The organism is Paraconexibacter antarcticus (genome assembly GCF_024220175.1).
GTDB classification, from domain to species: domain Bacteria; phylum Actinomycetota; class Thermoleophilia; order Solirubrobacterales; family Solirubrobacteraceae; genus Paraconexibacter; species Paraconexibacter antarcticus.
The window spans coordinates 4,570,525-4,586,692 of sequence record NZ_CP098502.1 but is presented as its reverse complement, the minus strand read 5'-3'; the positions used below and the strand labels follow the sequence as shown (position 1 = coordinate 4,586,692).

14 protein-coding genes are annotated in these 16,168 nt (G+C 70.9%); 4 read left to right on the top strand and 10 right to left on the bottom strand.

The features are described 5' to 3' along the window. The first annotated feature begins 18 nt into the window (after positions 1-18). Genes NBH00_RS22510 through NBH00_RS22495 form a run of 4 tightly spaced genes read left to right on the top strand, consistent with a single transcriptional unit; the run spans position 19 to position 3,690 of the window. On the top strand, positions 19-1,053 hold the full coding sequence (locus NBH00_RS22510) for a sulfate ABC transporter substrate-binding protein (RefSeq protein WP_254570810.1): 1,035 nt from the start codon (positions 19-21) through the stop codon (positions 1,051-1,053). Then, on the top strand, positions 1,054-1,914 hold the full coding sequence (cysT, locus tag NBH00_RS22505) for a sulfate ABC transporter permease subunit CysT (protein ID WP_254570809.1): 861 nt from the start codon (positions 1,054-1,056) through the stop codon (positions 1,912-1,914). Beyond that, positions 1,907-2,719, top strand: coding sequence for a sulfate ABC transporter permease subunit CysW (cysW, locus tag NBH00_RS22500; protein ID WP_254570808.1), 813 nt, complete (start codon positions 1,907-1,909; stop codon positions 2,717-2,719). The genes cysT and cysW overlap by 8 nt, the downstream gene beginning before the upstream one ends. Next, positions 2,716-3,690, top strand: a complete 975-nt coding sequence (locus NBH00_RS22495) for a sulfate/molybdate ABC transporter ATP-binding protein (RefSeq protein WP_254570807.1) — start codon at positions 2,716-2,718, stop codon at positions 3,688-3,690. Before cysW ends, NBH00_RS22495 begins: the two co-directional genes overlap by 4 nt. Before the next feature lie 458 nt (positions 3,691-4,148). Here the strand turns inward: NBH00_RS22495 and NBH00_RS22490 are convergent, their stop codons facing one another. The 10 genes from NBH00_RS22490 to nuoF are packed head-to-tail and all read right to left on the bottom strand — an operon-like array spanning position 4,149 to position 16,166. Further along, complete coding sequence (locus NBH00_RS22490) at positions 4,149-4,610, bottom strand: RrF2 family transcriptional regulator (RefSeq protein ID WP_254570806.1); 462 nt, start codon at positions 4,608-4,610, stop codon at positions 4,149-4,151. A gap of 50 nt (positions 4,611-4,660) precedes the next feature. Beyond that, the gene (locus tag NBH00_RS22485) at positions 4,661-6,223 is read right to left on the bottom strand and encodes an NADH-quinone oxidoreductase subunit N (RefSeq protein WP_254570805.1); all 1,563 of its coding nucleotides are present in this window, start codon (positions 6,221-6,223) and stop codon (positions 4,661-4,663) included. Next, complete coding sequence (locus tag NBH00_RS22480) at positions 6,223-7,812, bottom strand: complex I subunit 4 family protein (RefSeq protein ID WP_254570804.1); 1,590 nt, start codon at positions 7,810-7,812, stop codon at positions 6,223-6,225. The genes NBH00_RS22485 and NBH00_RS22480 overlap by 1 nt, the downstream gene beginning before the upstream one ends. Further along, on the bottom strand, positions 7,809-9,815 hold the full coding sequence (nuoL, locus tag NBH00_RS22475; RefSeq protein ID WP_254570803.1) for an NADH-quinone oxidoreductase subunit L: 2,007 nt from the start codon (positions 9,813-9,815) through the stop codon (positions 7,809-7,811). Before nuoL ends, NBH00_RS22480 begins: the two co-directional genes overlap by 4 nt. A 13-nt stretch (positions 9,816-9,828) precedes the next feature. Beyond that, on the bottom strand, positions 9,829-10,128 hold the full coding sequence (gene nuoK, locus NBH00_RS22470; RefSeq protein ID WP_254570802.1) for an NADH-quinone oxidoreductase subunit NuoK: 300 nt from the start codon (positions 10,126-10,128) through the stop codon (positions 9,829-9,831). 2 nt (positions 10,129-10,130) lie between these two features. Continuing rightward, positions 10,131-10,769: an NADH-quinone oxidoreductase subunit J family protein gene (locus NBH00_RS22465; protein ID WP_254570801.1), complete on the bottom strand. Its 639-nt coding sequence runs from the start codon at positions 10,767-10,769 to the stop codon at positions 10,131-10,133. Between the two features lie 18 nt (positions 10,770-10,787). Next, entirely contained in the window at positions 10,788-11,321 is a 534-nt protein-coding gene (gene nuoI / locus NBH00_RS22460; RefSeq protein ID WP_254570800.1) for an NADH-quinone oxidoreductase subunit NuoI, read from the bottom strand. Positions 11,322-11,331: 10 nt separating this feature from the next. Continuing rightward, a complete protein-coding gene (gene nuoH / locus NBH00_RS22455) occupies positions 11,332-12,369 on the bottom strand; it encodes an NADH-quinone oxidoreductase subunit NuoH (RefSeq protein ID WP_254570799.1) in 1,038 nt (345 codons plus the stop codon). Then, entirely contained in the window at positions 12,366-14,840 is a 2,475-nt protein-coding gene (gene nuoG, locus NBH00_RS22450) for an NADH-quinone oxidoreductase subunit NuoG (protein WP_254570798.1), read from the bottom strand. The genes nuoH and nuoG overlap by 4 nt, the downstream gene beginning before the upstream one ends. Next, entirely contained in the window at positions 14,841-16,166 is a 1,326-nt protein-coding gene (nuoF, locus tag NBH00_RS22445; RefSeq protein ID WP_254570797.1) for an NADH-quinone oxidoreductase subunit NuoF, read from the bottom strand. Positions 16,167-16,168 lie beyond the last annotated feature (2 nt).

The window sequence follows — 16,168 nt, the reverse complement described above, 5'->3', positions numbered from 1 at the left end:
TGTTTTGGAGAAACCCTGATGAAGCGCACGCTGCCGACCCTGACCGCCCTGCTGGCCACCACGCTCGTGGCCGCCGGCTGCGGAGGCGCGTCGGACTCGACGGACGGAGGCGGAGGGGCGGCGAGCGCGAGCGGCGGCAAGGCCACGCTCGACCTCGTCGCCTACTCGACCCCGCAGGTCGTCTACGACGAGCTCATCCCCGCCTTCGGCCGGACCGCCGCGGGGAGGGGCATCGGCTTCAAGTCGAGCTACGGCGCCTCCGGCGACCAGAGCCGCGCCGTCGAGGCCGGCCTGCCCGCCGACGTCGTGACGTTCTCCACCGAGCCGGACGTCACCCGGCTCGTGAAGGACGGCCTCGTCGCCGCCGACTGGGACAGGACGCCGACCAAGGGCCTCGTCACGACGTCGCTCGTGTCGTTCATCGTCCGCAAGGGCAACCCGAAGCACATCAGGACGTGGGCGGACCTCCTGAAGCCCGGCGTCAAGGTCCTCACGCCGAACCCGTTCACCTCGGGCGCGGCGAAGTGGAACATCCTCGCCGCCTACGCCCAGGCGTCGGACGGCGGCAAGGACCCGGCCAAGGGCCTCGCGTACGTCAAGGAGCTCGTCGCCAGGCACGTCGTCGTCCAGGACAAGTCCGGGCGCGAGGCGCTGCAGAACTTCGTCTCCGGCCACGGCGACGTCCTCCTTTCCTACGAGTACGAGGCGACGACCGCGCAGCGGAAGGGCGAGAAGGTCGACGTCGTCACGCCCGGCGACACGATCAGGATCGAGATCGACATCGCGAAGACGAAGAAGGCCCCGGCGGCGGCGCAGGACTTCATCGACTACGTCCTCTCGCCCGCCGGGCAGGAGAGGTTCGCGTCCTGGGGCTACCGCCCGGTGAACCCGGCCGTCCTGAGGGCGAACGCGGCGAGGTTCCCGGAGCCCCGGACGCTGCGCACGATCGCCGAGCTCGGCGGCTGGACGACGGTCAACGACACCCTCTTCGACCCGGACAAGGGCTCGATCACGAAGATCGAGCAGGGCGCCGGGGTGTCCACGAGCAAGTAGATGGCGACCGTCGCGAGCAGCGAGCGCGGGGCGCCGGTGCGCCGCCGCGCGGGCGTGCACCGGCGCGCCCGCGCGGGCGGGACCGGCGCGCTCCCGATGGGCGTCGTCACCGTCTGGCTCAGCGTCATCGTCCTGCTCCCGCTCGCGGCGCTGACGGCGAAGTCGCTCGGGGACGGCACGGGCTCCTTCTGGCACGCCGTCTCCAGCCGGGCGGCGGTCGACGCGCTCGCCTTCACCCTCGTCGTGTCGCTGATCGCGGCGGCCATCAACGCCGTCACGGGGACCCTCGTCGCCTGGGTCCTCGTCCGTGACGACTTCCGCGGGAAGGGCGTCGTCAACGCCCTCATCGACCTGCCGTTCGCGCTCCCGACGATCGTCGCCGGCCTGACGCTCATCGCGCTCTACGGGCAGGACTCGCCGGTCGGCATCGACGTGACGTACACGCGCACGGCGGTCCTGCTGGCCCTGCTGTTCGTGACGCTGCCCTTCGTCGTGCGGTCGGTGCAGCCGGTCCTCATCGAGCTCGACCGCGAGATGGAGGAGGCGTCGACGTCCCTCGGGGCGACGCCGGGGCAGACGTTCCGGCGGATCGTCCTGCCGAACCTCCGGCCGGCGATCCTCTCGGGGGCGGCGCTGAGCTTCGCGCGGGCCGTCGGCGAGTTCGGGTCGGTCGTCCTCATCAGCGGCAACGTGCCGTTCAGGACCGAGGTCAGCTCGGTTTACATCTTCAAGCTCCAGGAGTCGAGCGACAGCCCGGTCGCCGCGGCCGCCGTCTCGGTCGTCCTGCTCGCGGTCTCGCTGACCGTGCTCGTCGGCATCCGCGTCCTCGAGCGCCGGGGCGGTGACCGCGGCCATGCGTGAGCAGTCCCGCACCACCCGCCTCGGCCTGCGCGTGCTCGCCCTCGGGTACCTCGCGCTCCTGCTCGGCATCCCGGTCGGGCTCGTCCTGTACCGGACCTTCGAGCACGGCGCCGGCGCCGTCTGGTCGTCGGTGACGACGCCCGCGGCGATCCACGCGTTCCAGCTCACCCTGGAGATCGCGGCGATCGCCGTCCCGCTGAACACGGTCCTCGGCGTCCTCACCGCGCTCGTCCTCGTACGCGGCCGCGTCCGCGGCAAGCCGGTGCTCGAGGCGATCGTCGACCTCCCGTTCGCGATCAGCCCGGTCGTCGTCGGCCTGAGCCTCGTCCTCGTCTACGGGCGGACCGGCTGGCTCGGCCCGTGGCTCACCGACCACGGCATCCAGATCATCTTCTCGCTGCCGGGCATGGTCATCGCGACGGTCTTCGTGTCGCTGCCGTTCGTCGCTCGCGAGGTGACGCCCGTCCTGCGCGAGATCGGCGACGAGCAGGAGCAGGCCGCGGCGACCCTCGGCGCCTCCTCGTGGCAGGCCTTCTGGCGCATCACGCTCCCGGCGATCCGCTGGGGCGTCGCGTACGGCGTCGTCCTCACCGTCGCACGCTGCATCGGCGAGTTCGGGGCGGTGAGCGTCGTCAGCGGCAAGGTCGCCGGCGAGTCCGAGACGCTCACGCTCCTCGTCGAGAAGCGCTTCGGCAACTTCGACCTCGCGGGCGCGTACGCCGCCTCCGCGCTGCTCGCCCTCATCGCGCTGGCGACCCTGCTGCTGATGACGAGGCTCAACCCCCGCAAGGAAGGCCGGCCATGATCACCGTCGAGTCCGTCGACAAGCACTACGAGGACTTCCACGCGCTCAGGGGCGTCGACCTCGAGATCGCGTCGGGGTCGCTCACGGCGCTGCTCGGCCCGTCCGGGTCGGGGAAGTCGACGCTCCTGCGCGTCATCGCGGGCCTCGAAGTCCCGTCCTCGGGCCGCGTGATCCTCGACGGCGAGGACGTGACGAACCTCGCGCCCCAGCAGCGCGGCATCGGGTTCGTCTTCCAGCACTACGCGGCCTTCGAGCACATGAGCGTGCGCGACAACGTCGCGTTCGGCCTGAAGATCCGCCGGCGCCCGAAGGCCGAGGTCAAGGAGAAGGTCGACGAGCTGCTGCGCGTCGTCGGCCTCGACGGCTACCAGCAGCGCTACCCGTCGCAGCTCTCCGGCGGCCAGCGGCAGCGCATGGCGCTCGCGCGCGCCCTGGCGATCGAGCCGGCGGTCCTGCTGCTCGACGAGCCCTTCGGCGCCCTCGACGCGAAGGTCCGCGCCGAGCTGCGCACCTGGCTGCGCCGCCTGCACGACGAGGTCCACGTCACGACCGTCCTCGTCACCCACGACCAGGAGGAGGCGCTCGACGTCGCGGACACGATCGCGGTCATGGACGCCGGGCAGATCGCGCAGGCCGGCCGGCCTCGCGACCTCTACGACGCCCCCGCGTCGGAGTTCGTCATGTCCTTCCTCGGGCCGGTCGCCCGCCTCGGCGGCGGCCTCGTGCGGCCGCACGACCTCGACCTCTCGCTCGAGCACCGCGAGGGCGCCACCGAGGCCCAGGTCCAGCGCGTCGTCCACCTCGGCTTCGAGGTCCGCGTCGAGCTCCTGCCCGCCGACGCGCCCGCCGGCGCCGAGCCCGTCGTCGCGCAGATCACCCGCGCCGAGGCGGAGACCCTCGAGCTGCAGGCCGGCGACATCGTCTGGGTCCGCGCGCCGTTGGGCCAGGTGCCGGGAGTGGTGGCGGCGTAGGGCTTCGGGCCGGCGCGCCTCGGGCCGGGGCGCGGTCGCTGCTGACGCTGACGCGAGCGGGCCGTACGGGTGCGGGCGCTCGAACAGCGGGCTGGTTACGGGGGAGGGAGGTGCCCTCGGGTGCTGGGTGGTGGATCGCGGTTGCTGTGCAACCGTGATCTGCCATCCACCGGCGTTCCGGGGGGACTCCGGCGAGGTGTGACCGCTGAGCGTCGCCCTGGTGAGGTGGAGGACACACCTGGCCGCGACCCGCCCCGGCGTGTGACCTGATGCAGCCCATAGCTGGATCAGGTCGCACGCCGACCACCGAAGCGCCGACGGCACCTCCCCCGCCCCGCACCACCCCCACGTCCGTCCGCCGTAACCAGCCGCCGTAAACCCCTCGGCCCGCCGCCGCCCCCCGGCGTTTCCGCGGAAGCACGACATCACGTAGCGCTTCCGCGGAAGCGCAACGCGTCCTACCGCGTGACCCAGGCCTCCGGGTCATCGGCGAGCTTCACGATGTCCGCCGGCAGCTCCCCCGAGGCGAGGTCGGCGAGCGTGACGGTCTCCAGGACCGCGCGGAGGTTGTGGCGGACGGCGATCCAGACGCGCTGGAGGGGCTCCGCGGCGCCCTCGTAGGGGACGTCCTCGGGGCGCTGGCCCCGGACGGAGGCGAGGGGACCGTCCACGGCGCGAATGACGTCGGCGACGGAGATCGCGTCGGCCGGGCGGTTGAGCCAGTAGCCGCCGTCGGCGCCGCGCTGGCTGCGGACGAGGCCCGCGTGCCGCAGGTCGCCGAGGATGTTCTCGAGGAACTTCATCGGGATGCCCTGGCCGGTGGCGACCGCCTCGCCCTTCGTCGGCCGCTCGCCTGCGGCGTTCGCCGCGAGGTGGATCGCCGCCCGGACGGCGTAATCGGCTTTCGCGGAGATGCGCATGTGCTCGGGATCCTGCCGGACGCTGCGGCGCACCGCGCCGCAGCGCCGCCTCAGATGAGGTTCGAGAAGGCGCTGCCGGCGCGGGCGACGAAGTCGAAGAGCGGCTGCGGGATGACGCCGAAGACGACGATCGCGGCGCCGAAGACGACGGCGACGAGCGTGACCTCCCACGCGGGCCCGGCGGCCGGGCCGGTGACCTCGGCGTCGGGGGAACCGCCGGCGAGGGCCGGAAGACCGGTCGCGACCTGCGCGGACTCGACGGCGTCGCCGGTCCACACCGCGGCGATGACGCGGAGGTAGTAGCCGAGCGAGATCATCGAGCCGATGACGATGACGATGCCGAGCCACGCGTAGTGGCCGTCGACGGTCGCGCGGATGAGCTGGAACTTGCCGATGAAGCCGGCGGTCGCGGGCACGCCGGCGAGGGCGAGCATCGAGATCGTGAGCGGCCACGCGAGGAGCGGGCGGGAGGCGCCGATGCCGGCGACGGCGGAGATGTCGTCGCCGCGGCCGGTCTCGCGCTCGCGGGCGATGACGACCCCGAACGCGGCGAGGTTCATCAGGAGGTACGCGGCGAGGTAGAAGACCGTCGCCCGGACACCGAGCGAGGTGGAGACGACGACGCCCGCGAGCATGTAGCCCGCCTGCGCCACCGACGAGTAGGCGAGCATCCGCTTCAGCGACGACTGCCCGAGCGCGCCGACGTTGCCGACGATGATCGTGATCGCCGCGAGGGCGGCGAGGGCGGGGCCCCAGGTGCCCTGCGCGTCGATGAGCGCGGTGTCGAAGAAGCGCAGGAAGACGCCGAACGCGGCCGCCTTCGTCGCCACGGCCATGAACGCGGTGACCGGGGTGGGGGAGCCCTCGTACACGTCGGGCGTCCACTGGTGGAACGGCGCCACGGAGCACTTGAAGCAGAGGCCGACGACGACGAGCGCGATGCCGGTGAGGGCGAGCGTGTCGGTCGACAGCGAGTGCGTCGAGAAGGCGGCGGCGGTCTCGGCGTAGCCCGTGCTGCCGGTCGCGCCGTAGATGAGCGCGAGGCCGTAGAGCAGCGTCGCGGACCCGACGGACCCGACGATGAGGTACTTCAGGCCCGCCTCGAGCGAGGTGGCCCGGCGCATCTCGGTCGCGCACAGGACGTACAGCGGGATCGACAGGAGCTCGAGGCCGAGGAAGAGCGAGATCGTGTCCTGCGCCCAGGTGAGGACGATCATCCCCGAGATGCTCGTCAGGAGCATCGCGAAGAACTCGCCGTGGGCCGACTCGCGGGGGGCCATGGCCCGCCAGGACAGGAGCGTCGTCCCGATGCCGGCGGCGAGGAACAGGCACGTGAGCGTCGTCGAGAGGCCGTCGAGGCGCAGGGCCCCGGCGACGAGGGACTTGTTGTCGTCGAGCTGCCAGATCGTGAGGCCGAGGGCGGCCCCGAGCGAGACGAGCGTCAGCCCGGGGACCAGCTGCTCGCGGGCGAAGCGCGGGCGCAGCAGGCCGGCCATGAGGACGACGACGATGCCGCCGAGGATGGCGAGGAGCGGCGAGAGGCCGGCCCAGTCGATGTGCGGGCCCTTGACCTTCGTCGTGGACGCGGCGAGCGTGAGGAGGGCGGTGTGCATCAGGGAGTGCCTCCGGTCGCGGGGACGGGGGTGCCGGCGGGCACGGTCTTCACGGTGTTCAGGACGCTGCCGTTCTGCGCCGCGGCCGCCGTCTTCGGCGGGTGCGTCATGGCGCGCGCGGCGGCGACCGAGCCCTTGACCGTCTGCTCGCCCTTCTTCAGCGCGAGCTGCGGGTAGAGCGCGAGGCCGAGGATGCAGAGCACGAGCGGCACGAGGACGACCGCGTCGCCCAGCGACACGTCACGCGAGGTGACATCCTGCCCGACACGGTTGTGCATCGCGCGGATGAAGAGGCGCAGCGTGTAGACCGAGGCGAGCGCGACGCCGGTGAAGGCGATGCACGCGATCGCGAGCTTCGCGTTGAAGACGCCGAGCAGGATGAGGAACTCGCCGACGAAGTTCGACGAGCCCGGGATGGCGAGGTTCGCCATCGCGACGATGAGGAAGATCGTCGTGAGCACCGGGGCGCGGAAGGCGATGCCGCCCATGTCCCGCAGGTCCTCCGAGCCGCCCGACCGCACCGCGGCGGCGCCGGCGAGGAAGAAGGCGGGCGCCACGACGAGCCCGTGGTTGACCGACTGCAGGATCGCGCCCTGCGCGCCCTGCTCGGTGAGGGAGAAGATCCCGAGCACGATGAAGCCGAGCTGCGCGAGCGACGAGTACCCGAGGATGAGCCGGGTGTTCGTCGTCGTGAAGGCCATCACCGAGCCGTAGAGGACCGACGCCAGCGCGATGAGCAGCATGAGCGTCTGGAAGTGGACCGCGGCGTCCGGCAGCAGCGGCACGACGATCCGCAGGAACCCGTACGCGGCGACCTTCGAGAGCACGCCGGAGAAGACCGCCAGCACGGGCATCGGCATCGCCTTGTAGCCGTCGGGCATCCAGCCGTGGAACGGGAAGGACGGCATCTTCACGAGGAAGGCGGCGGCGAAGCAGAGGAAGATCCACTCCTGCGAGCCCTTCGTGAGCGTCACCTTCTGCAGGTCGGTGAACGCGAAGCTCAGGTCGTTGCCCGACTGCGACGCGCTGAGCACGGCGAGCGCGATCGCGGCGGTGAGCATGAGCAGCGACCCGACGAGCGTGTAGATGACGAGCTTCGTGATCGCCGCGATGCGCTCGTCCCGCCGGCCGCCGCCCCAGCCGAGGCTGAGGAAGAAGAACGGGATGAGCATGAGGTCGAAGAAGGCGACGAAGAGCGCGAGGTCCTGCGCCATGAGCGAGCCGAGGACGAACGAGTGGGCGAGGCCGAGCTGCAGCCAGTACTGGCCCTCGCGGGCCCGCTCGGACGAGAGCGACCACAGCGTCGTCGCCGTGAAGAGCACCGACGTCAGGAGGATGAGGAAGAGGTTCAGCCCGTCGACGCCGAGCTTGTAGTGGATGCCGAGCTCGCGGATCCACATGCGGTCGGTGACGTACTGCAGGCCGCCACCGGACTTGTAGTCGGCGACGAGGGTGATCGCGTAGCCGAGGGCGATGAGCGTCCCGACGCCGGCGAGGGCCCGCGAGACGGTCCTGCCCCCGGGGATCAGCGCGCCCGCGAGCGCGAGGGCGGCCGGCGCCCAGAGCATGATGGAGAGATGGATCGTCATGCGCTCAGGAGGAAGTAGAGGCCGACCCCGGTGAGGCCGACGAGGAGCAGGGCGGTGTAGGAGCGCAGCAGGCCCGTCTGGATCGCGCGGACCGCGGACGAGGAGGCCTTGACGACCCCGGTGGACCCCCCGACGAACGCGCCGTTGACGACGATCCGCTCGAAGGAGTTGCGCGAGGCGCGGCCGAGGAAGGCGAAGGGGCGGACGACGACGAGGTCGATCGCCTCGTCGAAGTACCACTTGTTCACGAAGACGCGGTGCACCGGGCGGAACCTCCCGAGGACCGCGGCGCTCGTACCCGGCTTGACGACCCAGACGCGGTAGGCGATCGCGATGCCCGCGAGGCCCAGCGCCGTGCCGAGGACGAGGCCGAAGTAGAGGAGGCCGTCCTTGCTGTCCGGACGGATCGCGGAGTCCGCGAACGTCGGGTCGAGGAACGAGTCGAGGTGGTGGTTCACCTTCGGGATCTGGAGGAAGCCGCCGACGACCGCGAGGATCGCGAGGACGCCCATGGCGAGCTTCATCTCGATGGTCTGCTCGGCGATGTGGTGCTCGGCGCCCGGGAAGCCGACGTCGGTGTCCTCGACCTCGCCGTTGGCGGGGTTCGTGTGGACCTCGGCGTGGAACAGGTGCCCGTGCTCGAGCTCCTTCGCCTCGGGGCACGCCTCGCCGAAGAAGGCGCGGAAGATCATGCGCCACGTGTAGATCGCGGTGAGGAACGCGCCGACGTAGCCGGCGACGTAGAGCGCCCAGTGCCAGCCGCCCTGCTCGCCGATGACGAGCAGGATCTCGTCCTTGGAGAAGAAGCCGGAGAAGGGCGGGATGCCCGCGAGCGCGAGGCCGCCGATGACGAAGCACCCGAAGGTGAACGGCATCGCCTTGCGGAAGCCGCGCATCCGGTCGAGGTCCTGGTTGCCGGCCGTCGCGCCGATGACCGAGCCGGCTGCCATGAAGAGCAGCGCCTTGAAGAAGGCGTGGGTCATGAGGTGGAAGAGGCCCGCGACGTACGCGCCGGAGCTCACGCCCATGATCATGTAGCCGATCTGCGACATCGTCGAGTAGGCGATGACCCGCTTGAGGTCGGTGACGCAGAGGCCGATCGTGCCGGCGACGAGGAGCGTCACCGCGCCGATGACCGCGCCGGTGTCGGCGGCGGCGGGCGCCTGCTCGAAGAGCGGGTGCATGCGGGCGATGAGGTACACGCCGGCGGTGACCATCGTCGCCGCGTGGATGAGGGAGGAGACCGGCGTCGGGCCCTCCATCGCGTCCGGCAGCCAGGTGTGCAGCGGGATCTGCGCGGACTTCGCGCAGGCGCCGACGAGGAGCAGCAGGCAGCCGGCGGTGAGGTCGGCCGAGCCGTGGTGGCCGAGGGCGCCGGCGTCCGCCGCCTTGAACGTCGTGAGGAAGTCCAGCGAGTGCGAGTGCCGGAAGATGAAGTACGTCCCGAGCACGAGGCCGATGTCGCCGACGACGTTGATGACGAACGCCTTGATGCCCGCCGCGGTCGCCGTCGTGCGGCGGTACCAGAAGCTGATGAGCAGGTAGGACGCCGCGCCGACGAAGGCCCAGCCGACGATGAGCAGGAGGAAGTTCCCGGCCATCACGAGCAGGAGCATCGAGAAGACGAAGAAGTTCAGGTACGCGAAGAAGCGCGCGTAGCCCTTGTCGCTGACCATGTACCCGATCGAGTACAGGTGGATGAGCGTCGAGACGCCGGTGACGACGCACATCATCAGGAGCGACAGCGGGTCGATGAGGATCGACAGCTGCGCGTCGAGGCCGACGGTCTTCGCGTAGTCCCACGCGACGAAGACGACCTGGCGGTGTGCCTCGCCGCGGTCCTGCAGGGAGAGCAGCGTGAGGACCGCGCACAGGAACGACCCGGCGAGGAGCGTGGTGCCGAGGTAGCCCGCGGTCTTGCCGGGCAGCCTCTTGTGGAGGAGCCCGATCGTGATCGCGCCGAGGAGGGGGAGGCCCAGGACGAGCCAAGCGGTGGTCTGCATCAGGTCTGCCTGCCTAGCCCTGGAGCTCGCGGAGCTCGTCGACGTCGATCGGGACCCGCCGGCGGTACATCGCGACGATCACGCCGAGGCCGACGGTGACCTCGCAGGCGGCGACGACCATGACGATGATCGCGAAGATCTGACCGTCGGAGTTGCCGTGCATGCGGGAGAAGGCGATGAGCGCGAGGTTCGCCGCGTTGAGCATGAGCTCGAGACACAGCAGGACGACGAGCGGGTTGCGGCGGGTGAGCACGCCGAAGGCGCCGATGCAGAAGATCAGCGCGCTGACGACGAGGAACCAGGACATGTCCATGGTCAGACCACCTCTTCCGGGGCCGGGGCCTCGAGACGGCGCGCGCCGCCGACGCCCTCGGCCATCGTGCCGGTGATCTTCGGGCGCGTGATGTCCAGGACGCTGAGGCGGCTGAGCTCCTCCGGCGTCTCCAGACCGCCACGGCGGCGGGCGAGCGTCACCGCGCCGACCGCCGCGATCAGCAGCAGGAAGGAGGCGACCTCGAAGGGAAGGAGGTAGTCGGTGAGGAGCAGCTTGCCGATCTCCGCCGGCGAGCCGAAGCCCGCCACGTACGGCGCGCCCTGCGAGCTGACGGCCTGCAGGCCGGTTCCGAGGATCGCGATCGACAGCTCGACGAACAGCGCGAGCGCGAAGGCCACCGACGCGAGCTTGAAGCCGCGGCCGGTGTTCGCGCTGATGGGCTCGTCGCTGCCGCCGACGTACGAGACGACGAAGACGTAGAGCACCATGACGGCGCCGGCGTAGACGATCACCTGGGCCGCCGCGACGAACTCGCTGCGGAGCAGGAGGAAGAGCATCGCGAGGCTGATCAGGTGGCAGACCAGCGCGAGCACGCTGTAGAAGGGGTTCCGGACGGCGATTACGCCGACGGCGCCGGTGATCGCGCCGATCGCGGTGATGAAGAAGAGGACCTCGGCCATGACGATGCGCGGGGAAAGCTACTCGCCCTCGGCCCGGAGCGGCGTGCGCTCGACGGGCTCGGCGAGGAGCATCTCCTTCGTGAAGATCAGGTCCGAGCGCTGGTAGTCGCTCATCTCGTAGTCGTTGCCCATGGTGATCGCGTCGAACGGGCACGCGACCTCGCAGTAGCCGCAGAAGATGCAGCGCGAGAGGTTGATCTCGTACACCGCGGCGTACCGTTCGCCGGCGGACACGCGGTGCTCCGGCGTGTTCTCGGCGGCGACGACGCGGATGCAGTCGGCGGGGCAGGCGGCGGCGCACAACGAGCAGCCGACGCACTTCTCCAGGCCGGTGTCCTCGAACTTGTGGAGGCGGTGACGGCCGCGGAAGCGGGGGTACACCGGCACCTTCTGCTCGGGGTACTGGATCGTGTGCACGCCCTCGGCGACACGGGCGAAGGTCGTCTTCAGGCCGCGGAGCGTCTCGGCGAACACGCGATACGTGCCGCCGGCGGCGCCGGGGGCAGGGGGGCGGACGACGTGGATCGCGTCGTCTCCAGGGGTCCAGGACATGCGGGGCCTCTCAGTCCGTCGCGACGATGATGATCGCCGTCACGAGCGTGTTCAGGGTGGCCAGGGGCAGGAGGATCTTCCAGCCGAAGCTCATCAGCTGGTCGTAGCGCAGGCGCGGGAGCGTCGCGCGGACCCAGATGAAGAAGAAGATGAAGAGACCGGCCTTGCCGAGCACGATGAAGGGGTCGACCCAGCCGGGCGGGTGGATGCCGAAGGGCAACAGCCAGCCGCCGAGGAACACCGTCACGCAGATGAGCGAGACGACGCACATGTTGATGTACTCGGCGAAGAGGTAGGCGGTGAAGCGCGTCCCGCCGTACTCGGTGAAGTAGCCGCCGACGAGCTCGGCGTCCGCCTCGACGAGGTCGAAGGGCGCGCGGTTCGTCTCCGCGAAGGACGCGGTGAGGAAGATGAGGAAGCCGGCGAACTGCGGGACGATGTACCACATGCCCTGCTGGGCGTGGACGATCTCCGTCAGCGACAGCGTCTGGGCCGTCATGACGACGCCGACGAGCGCGAGGCCCTGCGAGACCTCGTAGGAGATGAGCTGCGCCGCGGCGCGCATCGACCCGAGGAACGAGTACTTCGAGCCCGAGGAGAAGCCGCCGAGCATGATCCCGTAGAAGGCGACCGCGCCCATGGCGAAGACGAAGAGCGGGCCGATCGACACGTCGATGCCGTAGAGGCCGACCGGCGTGCCGAAGATGTCCTGCGTGTCGCCGAACGGGATGATCGCGATCGCGCCGATGGCGGTGACGCACGAGATGACCGGCGCGAGGGCGAACATCCAGCCGATCGAGCTGTCCGGGCGGAACTGCTCCTTCGTCGCGAGCTTGATGATGTCCGCGAGCGGCGTCGCGAGGCCGAAGGGGCCGACGCGGTTCGGCCCGTAGCGGCCCTGGAACCGGCCGAGGCCCTTGCGCTCGCCGACGATGATGATCGGCTGGACCTGCAGGATCACGGCGAAGATGACGATCGCCTTGATGATCTGGATCCACCAGGGCTCGTAGTAGCTGACCTCGGCCAGCGGGCCGGAGAGGGTGTTCATGCCTTGCGGATCTCCACGAGCGGGCCGTCGAGGACGTTCGCTGCGTTCGTCGTGATGCCGGTCTGGAGGAAGACGCTGCCGGGCAGCGCCGCGTCGCGCAGGGCGACGATCGCCTCGACGCTCGCGCCGTCGCCGCCGACGAGGACCTTCTCGCCGTGGCGCACGCCGAGGCGCTGCGCGTCCGACGGGGCCATCTCCACCATCTGGCGGGGGGCGAGGAACTTCAGGGCGGGGGACGCCTCGACGTCGGCGCCGACCCAGATCGAGCGGAAGGTGCCCAGGCGCAGCGCGCCGTTCGGCTCGGCGGCCTCGGCGTAGACGGCGTCGCGGCGCGCCTCGGGGGCGGCCGGGTACGCCGCGGCGAGGGCGGCGTCGGCCGGCCAGCGCACGCCCTTGCCGCCGATCGTGTCGAGCGTGAGCCCGTTGTAGAACGGGACCGCGGCGAAGAGCTGCTGCGAGGCCATGGCGCCCGTGAGGACGCCGAAGTCGGTGCCGAGGCGCTTCGCGAGCTCGGTGAGGACCCACCACTCGGCGCGGACCGAGCCCTGGCGGCCGATCGCGGGGCGCAGGCGCTGCACGCGGCCGTCGGGGTGGGTGATCGTCCCCTCCTTCTCGGCGTACGACTCGGCCGGGAAGACGACGTTCGCGTGCTCGAGGAGCCCCGCGGTGAGGAACTGCGAGTGGGCGATGACGGCCGTCGTCTTCTCGAGCGCGTGGTCCCACCCGTGGGTGTCGGCGCGCGTGACGAGCGGGTCGTCGTGCAGGAGGTACAGCGCGGTGAGGTCACCGGCGCGGAGCGCGGCGGCGATGCCGGCGACCGCGTGGGCCTCGCCTTCGCCGTCCGTCTCGCCGAAGCCGGGCGCCATGCCCGGGGCGAACCCGGCCTCCAGGAGGCCGCGCTCGTTCGCCGCGGCGGGGACGGCGAGCAGGCCGCCGCCCTCGCGGCCGGAGAGGTTCAGGCCGGAGGCGAGCTTCAGCAGCGCGGGGGCGACGGCGCCGCCGTCGGCCGCGAGCATCGAGGTGCCCCAGACGATGACCACGTCGCCCGGCGCACCGTCGCCGCCGGTGCGCAGGAGCTCGGCGAGCGCGCGGATCTCGTCGACGGACGCGTCGGCGGCCGCGGCGGGGGCCTCGATGTCGCCGCCGTAGACGGCGGCCGTGAGGGCCGCGACGAACGCGCCCTCGCCGCCCGGGGCGTAGCGCAGCGACAGCGCGGCGTTCGCGTCGAGGGAGGACGGGCGCGGCGTGGCGACCGCGAGCTTCACGCGGTTGCGGCGGACGCCCTTGCGGATCCGCAGGTCGAGGATCGGCATGTCGTCGACCGGCTCCGTGCCGACGACGAGGACCGTGTGGGCGTACTCGACGTCCTGCATCGAGGCCTGGAGCGCGGGGTCGAGCAGCGTCCACGCGTCGACCGGGTCGATCCCGGCAGCGTCGAGGTGCTCGGAGCCCGCGACCTCGCGGACGAGGCGCTGGAGGAGGAAGCCCTCCTCGTTCGTCGTGCCGCCGCCCGCGAGGGCGCCGACGCGGGAGCCGGCCTTCTTCAGGAGCGACGCGGCCTCGTCGAGGGCGCGCTCCCAGGAGACCGGGCGCAGCGTGCCGCCGTCGCGCAGCAGCGGCTCGGTGATGCGCTCGTCGACGTGGATCGCCTGGTAGGCGAAGCGCCCGCGGTCGCAGAGCCAGCCGTCGTCCACGCCGTCGTTCTGACGGGCCAGGACGCGCAGGACGCGGTCGTCGCGGACGGTGAAGGTGACGTTGCACTGCGACGGGCACAGGCCGCAGACCGAGCCGGAGCCCTCGATGTCCCACGGCCGGGCGCGGAAGCGGTACGGGCGCGAGGTGAGCGCACCGACGGGGCACAGCTCGATGATGTTGCCGCTGAACGGCGCGACGTACGGGTGCCCGTCGAAGGTGCCGACGAACGTCTGGGCGCCACGCTCGTGGAGGATGAGCTGGTAGTCCTCGGAGACCTCCTGCGAGAAGCGCACGCAGCGGTAGCAGAGGATGCAGCGCTCGCGGTCGATCGCGATGAGCGGGCTGAGCTCGAGCGGCTTCTGGAAGTGGCGCTTGGGCTCGATGAAGCGGGACCGGCCGCCGCCCCAGCCGAAGGAGATGTCCTGCAGGGGGCACTCGCCGCCCTTGTCGCAGACGGGGCAGTCGAGCGGGTGGTTGATGAGGAGGAACTCGACGACGGCCGCCTGCGCCTCCCTCACCCGGTCGGTCTGGGTGTGGACGACCATGCCGTCCTTCACCGGCGTGGAGCAGCCGGTCTGGAGCTTCGGGATGCCCTCGATCTCGACGAGGCACATGCGGCAGGCGCCGACGGGCGCGCCGAGCTTCGGCTCGTAGCAGAAGACGGGGATCTCGACGTCGCCGAGCTTGGCGGCGTCGACGAGGATCGTGTTCTCGGGGGCCTGCACCTCACGACCGTCGATCGTGAAGGTGATGGTCTTCGGCTCGGGGCGGGGCATCTAGGCCGCGACCGGGTGGTGGGGCTGGGCGGCCGGAGCGGAGGACAGGCCGGCCATGAGCTCGCGCTCGGCGCGCGCGCGGGCCATCTCGATGTACTCCTCGAACTCGGTGCGGAACTTCTTCACCATCGAGCCGATCGGCATCGCCATCGCGTCGCCGAGGACGCAGAGGCAGTGGCCGATGATGTTCTCGCAGACGGAGGCCATGAGGTCGAGGTCCATCGGGGTGGCCTCGCCGCTCTTGATGCGCTCGAGCATCTTCACCGTCCAGTTCGTGCCCTCGCGGCAGGGGGTGCACTTGCCGCAGGACTCGTGGCGGTAGAACTGGGCGGTCTTCAGCGCGACGTCCACGACTGAGGTCTGGTCGTCGACGATGATGATCGCGCCGGAGCCGAGCATCGTGCCGGCCTTCGCCATCGAGTCGAAGTCGTAGGGGAGGTCGAGGTCGTCGCCCGTGAGGACGGGGGAGGACGAGCCGCCGGGGAACCACATCTTCACGCTGCGGCCATCGCCCGGGCCGCCGGCGAGGCCGTAGATGATGTCCCGCGAGGACATGCCGAGCTCGATCTCGTAGTTGCCCGGCCGCATGACGTGGCCCGAGATGGAGATGAGCTTCGTGCCGGTGGAGTTCTGCACGCCGATCTTCGCGTACTCGCTCGCGCCCATCTCGATGATGTGGGGCAGCGTCGCGAGCGTCTCGACGTTGTTGATGAGGGTCGGGCCCTGGTAGAGGCCCTGGTTGGCCGGGAACGGCGGCTTCAGGCGCGGGTTGCCGCGCTTGCCCTCCAGCGAGTCGAGCAGGCCGGTCTCCTCGCCGCAGATGTAGGCGCCGGCGCCGCGGTGCACCCAGAGGGTGAGCGAGGTGTCGGTCCCCATCAGGCGGTCGCCGAGCAGGCCGGCCGCCTTGGCCTCCTCGATCGCGCGCTCGAGGATCTCCGCCTGCTGCTGGTACTCGCCGCGGATGTAGATGAAGGCCTTGTTCGCGCCCGCCGCGTACGCCGCGATGATCATGCCCTCGATGAGCATGTGCGGGCACTTCTGCATGAGCTCGCGGTCCTTGAAGGTGCCGGGCTCGGACTCGTCCGCGTTGCAGACGAGGTACTTGTCCATCTGGCCCTTGGGCAGGAAGGAGGCCTTCGTGCCCATCGAGAAGCCGGCGCCGCCGCGGCCGCGCAGGCCGGAGGCCTTGAGCTCCTCGACGAGGGCGTCCTTCGGCATGGAAAGGGCCTTGCGCAGGCGGTCGCCGTACCCGCCGCGGGCGCGGTAGACGTCGAGCGTCGCGAGACCGGGCTCGTCGATGTTCTTGAAGAGGATCTTCTGGCTCATGG